The following is a 5,010-nucleotide window of genomic DNA, read 5'->3' on the forward strand; positions in this document are numbered from 1 at the left end:
CTTTAGATGTGGAACAATACCTGAATAAAGTTTCGGTACTATCTACATTACAAGAGATTGTTAAATTAGCAGCTACCGCTAATTCTCTCGCAGAATTTAAGCAGTCTTTGGCAAAAATCAATATCTAGAAAACGGGTTTCTGCGAGAAACTATTTAGAAAATGGGTTTCTTTGAGAAACCCGTTTTCTGTTTCTTTGAGAAAACGGGTTTCTTGTAATAAATGTTAATTTTTGTTATGAAAACCTTGAAAGATTGGCGATTCTTTGCGTAAAATAGCCGCAGTAATCTTTCTAGGTCAGCGTCATGACTTCTATTAATACCCACTGAAACCATAATAAATCATAAGCAAAAATCAATGTTAATAATCGATTCTAATCTATACCAGAGATGAACGTGGGTTGGCTTAAGTACTTAAGCAAAATTAATGACACAAATCTAACCCCCCCTTGCCCCTTGCCCCTTGCATGAGTGCCTTTCTCCACTAGGAAATTTATTCTGCACCACTACCTAACTGTTTAATTTTCACCCTTTATTCAGGAAAAAGTCATGTCAACTCCTTTTTTAGTTAAAGATATCAACCCCGGTTCCTCTGGCTCCTTCTTCGGCTATCTGACGGCACTGGGCAATACTCTGTACTTCCAGGCCTATGACAGCGTTAACGGTACTGAATTGTGGAAGAGCGACGGCACGGCGGCCGGTACGGTTCTGGTCAAAGATATCAACCCTGGTGGCTCTTGGTCCAACCCCGGCAATCTAACGGCGGTGGGCAGTACCCTGTTCTTCACTGCCAGTGACGGCGTGAACGGTGAGGAATTGTGGAAAAGCAACGGCACGGCGGCCGGTACAGTTCTGGTCAAAGATATTTTTCCCGGTTCCTTTGGTCCCTCCCCCCGCTATCTAACGGCGGTGGGTAACACCCTGTTCTTCACTGCCGATGACAACGATGACGGTGAAAAGTTATGGAAGAGCGACGGCACGGCGGCCGGCACGGTTCTGGTCAAGGATATCCGCCCCGAAAATCTAACGGCAGTGGGCAGTACCCTGTACTTCACTGCTTTTGACGGCGTGAACGGTTATGAATTGTGGAGGAGCGACGGCACGGCGGCTGGTACAGTTTTGGTCAAAGATATCGCCCCCGGTTCCTCTGGCTCCTTCCCTGAAAATCTAACGGCAGTGGGCAGTACCCTGTTCTTCACTGCCGATGACGGCATAAACGGTGAGGAATTGTGGAAAAGCGATGGCACGGCGACCGGTACGGTTTTGGTCAAAGATATCCGCCCCGGTTCCTATACTAGCTCCGACCCAGAAAATCTAACGGCAGTGGGCAGTACCCTGTTCTTCACTGCCAGTGACGGCGTGAACGGTGAGGAATTGTGGAAAAGCAACGGCACGGCGGCCGGCACGGTTTTGGTCAGAGATATCCGCGCTGGTTCCTCTAGCTCCAACCTGGAAAATCTAACAGCAGTGGGCAGCACCCTGTTCTTCACTGTCGATGACGGCGTGAACGGTAAGGAATTGTGGAAAAGCGACGGCACGGCGGCCGGTACGGTTTTGGTCAAAGATATCCGCGCTGGTTCCTCTAGCTCCAACCCCCGCTATCTGACGGCAGCGGGTAATACCCTCTTTTTCACTGCTTTTGACGGCGTAAACGGTGAGGAATTGTGGAGAAGCGACGGCACGGCGGCCGGTACAGTTTTGGTGGGCGACATCCGCCCCGGTGCCTCTAGCTCCATCCCCCGCAATCTAAGGGCAGTGGGCAGTACCCTGTTCTTCAGCGCCGATAATGGCGTGAACGGTACTGAATTGTGGGCTGTGAGTACGCTCGCAATTCCCACCCTCGCCATTGCCGCCACCAATGCCAATCAAACCGAGGGCAACAGTGGCAGTAAAGCTTTCACTTTCACCGTCACTCGTTCGGTTAATACCACGGGAAGCAATAACGTTGACTGGGCAGTGACCAGCAGCGGCAGCAATCCTGCCAATGCCACGGATTTTGTCGGGGGATTGTTACCGTCAGGAACCGTGAGTTTTGCCCCGGGGGAAACCAGTAAAGTGATTACTGTTAACGTCCAGGGAGATACCACATTTGAACCGAACGAAACCTTTACCGTCACCCTCTCCAATGCCACCAACGGAGCTAACATTACCACCGCTACTGCCACGGGAACAATCAATAATGATGATGTAGCAGCTCCCACCCTCACCATTGCCGCCGCCAGCAGCAATCAAACCGAGGGCAACAGTGGCAGCAAAGCCTTTACCTTCACCGTCACTCGTGCGGATAACACCACCGGAAGCAATAACGTTGACTGGGCAGTTACCGGCACTGGCACTTTTCCCGCTAACGCTGCCGATTTTGTCGGAGGAGTGTTACCCAGTGGGGTAGTGAGTTTTGCCCCGGGAGAAACCAGTCAAGTAATTACTGTTAACGTTCAGGGAGATACAACAGTAGAACCGAACGAAAACTTTACCGTCACCCTCTCCAATCCCACCAACGGAGCTACTCTCGGCACTCCATCTACGGCAACCGCGACCATTATTGACGAGGACTCCGTTCCTTTTTTAGTTAAAGATATCTACCCCGGTTCCTTTGGTCCCTACCCCAGCAATCTGACGGCCCGGGGCAATACCCTGTTCTTCACTGCCTATGACAGCGTTAACGGTGAGGAATTGTGGAGGAGCGACGGCACAGCGGCCGGTACAGTTCGGGTCGCCGACATCAGCCCGGGTGACTATGGCTCCTACCCGAGCAATCTGACGGTGGTGGGCAGTACCCTGTTCTTCCAGGCCTATGACAGCGTGAACGGTACTGAATTATGGAAAAGCGACGGCACGTCGGCCGGCACGGTTCTGGTCAAAGATATCAACCCCGGTGACTCTAGCTCCTTCCTCGACAATCTAACGGCACTGGGCAATACCCTGTTCTTCACTAACGCTGGATTGTGGAAAAGCGACGGCACGGCGGCCGGTACGGTTTTGGTCAAGAATATCAGCCTCGACAATCTAACGGCGGTGGGCAACACCCTGTTCTTCAGTGCCAGCGGCGTTAGCGGTACTGAATTGTGGAAAAGCGACGGCACGGCGGCCGGTACGGTTCTGGTCAAGAATATCCGCCCCAGTTCCTCTAGCTCCTACCCCCGCTATCTAACACCAGTAGGCAACACCCTGTTCTTCACTGCCGATAACGGCGCGAACGGTCGGGAATTGTGGAAAAGCGACGGCACGGCCGCGGGTACGGTTTTGGTCAAGGATATCGGACTCGGTTCCCCTTACTCCCCCCCCCGCAATCTAACGGCAGTGGGCAACACCCTCTTTTTCACTGCCGATGACGGCGTGAACGGTCGGGAATTGTGGAAGAGCGACGGCACGGCGGCTGGTACGGTTCTGGTCAAAGATATCGCCCCCAGTTTCTCTTGGTCTGACCCCCGCAATCTAACGGCAGTGGGCAGTACCCTGTACTTCACTGCTAATGACAACGTTAACGGTCAGGAATTGTGGAAGAGCGACGGCACGGAGGCTGGTACGGTTCTGGTCAAGAATATCAACCCCGGTTCCGGTTTCTCTGGCAACTACCCCCGCAATCTAACGGTAGTGGGCAACACCCTGTTCTTCACTGCCGATGACGGCGTGAACGGTACTGAATTGTGGAAAAGCGACGGCACGGCGGCCGGCACGATTCTGGTGGGGGACATCCGCCCTGGTTCCTCTGGCTCCAACCCCCAAAACCTGAGAGTAGTGGGCAGCACCCTGTACTTCACTGCCGATGACGGCGTGAACGGTCGGGAATTGTGGGCCGTGAGTGGTCCCGCAGTTCCCACCCTCGCTATTGCCGCCACCAGTGCCAATCAAACCGAGGGCAACAGTGGCAGTAAAGCCTTTACTTTCACCGTCACTCGTGCGGTTAATACCACGGGAACCAATAACGTTAACTGGGCAGTTACTGGCACGGGAACCAATCCTGCTAATGCCACGGATTTTGTTGGGGGAGTATTACCCAGTGGAGTAGTAAGTTTTGCCGCCGGGGAAACCAGTAAAGTGATTACTGTTAACGTTCAGGGAGATACAACGGTAGAACCGGACGAAAACTTTACCGTTACCCTCTCCAATGCCACCAACGGCGCTACTATTACCACCGCTACTGCTATTGGCACTATCCAAAATGATGATGCAGCAGTTCCCACCCTCGCTATTGCCGCCACCAATGCCAATCAAACCGAGGGCAATAGTGGCAGTAAAGCCTTTACCTTCACCGTCACTCGTGCGGTTAATACCACCGGAACCAATAACGTTAACTGGGCAGTTACCGGCAGCGGAACCAATCCTGCCAATGCCACGGATTTTGTCGGGTCCGTGTTACCATCAGGAACCGTGAGTTTTGCCGCCGGAGAAACCAGTAAGGTAATTACTGTTAACGTTCAGGGAGATACAACGGTGGAACCGGACGAAAACTTTACCGTTACCCTCTCCAATGCCACCAACGGCGCTACTATCACCACTGCTACTGCCACGGGAACCATTGAAAATGATGATGTAGCAGTTCCCACCCTCGCCATTGCCGCCACCAATGCCAATCAAACCGAGGGCAACAGTGGCAGTAAAGCCTTCACCTTCACCGTCACTCGTGCGGTTAATACCACCGGAAGCAATAACGTTAACTGGGCAGTTACTGGCAGCGGCAGCAATCCTGCCAATGCTACTGATTTTGTAGGGTCCGTCTTACCCTCAGGAACCGTGAGTTTTGCCGCCGGGGAAACCAGTAAAGTGATTACTGTTAACGTTCAGGGAGATACAACAGTAGAACTGAACGAAAACTTTACCGTCACCCTCTCCAATGCCACCAACGGTGCTACCATTACCACCGCTACTGCTACGGGAACCATTCAAAATGATGACTTTATCGGTACTTCTGGTCCAGACACCCTTGTGGGAACCTCTGGAGCAGATGCCATGACTGGATTAGCCGGAAACGATACTTATACGGTAAATGATGCCGGCGATTTGGTGATTGAA

General features: G+C 52.4%; 1 protein-coding gene. It reads left to right on the plus strand.

The genetic code is table 11. The features are described from left to right. Positions 1-546: 546 nt before the first annotated feature. The coding region (locus tag O9290_RS08660; RefSeq protein WP_288086905.1) for an ELWxxDGT repeat protein at positions 547-5,010 on the plus strand (4,464 nt) is incomplete at its 3' end.

This window comes from Microcystis sp. LE19-41.2A (assembly GCF_027530405.1).
Taxonomy (GTDB): Bacteria; Cyanobacteriota; Cyanobacteriia; order Cyanobacteriales; family Microcystaceae; genus Microcystis; species Microcystis aeruginosa.